Consider the following 327-nt stretch of genomic DNA (forward strand, 5'->3'; position numbering starts at 1 on the left):
GCCCACCGCGACGAAGACGCGGAGTAACCGGTTAGCGGCGTGGCCCGGTCGCGGCGACCGTCGGGCCGACAGCGGCCGACGGAGCGGGCTGGTCGGGTGGTTGGCCCAGGGCGCGGGGCGCGTGCGCGGAGCGGGCGACAGCGGCTTGGGCCAGGCGGAGCGCCGGTGCCCGGTCCGCGGTCACGGAGGCTTCGCGGGCCTCGATAACGTGGCTGATCGCCTGCAGGGCCGTGTGGCTCTCGGCCTGTGCGACCCGCAGGGCCACCGCCGAGCTGGTGATCCGGTCCAGGTCGTAGAAGGCCGGCACATGGCCGGACCGGGTGAGGG

1 pseudogene is annotated in these 327 nt (G+C 75.8%); it reads right to left on the minus strand.

The annotated features are described in order from the left end of the window. Positions 1 to 31: 31 nt before the first annotated feature. Positions 32 to 327, minus strand: a pseudogene (locus tag RB628_RS41745) (hypothetical protein); the annotation flags it as partial.

Origin of the sequence: Streptomyces sp. ADMS (genome assembly GCF_033441795.1) — a bacterium.
Taxonomy (GTDB): domain Bacteria; phylum Actinomycetota; class Actinomycetes; order Streptomycetales; family Streptomycetaceae; genus Streptomyces.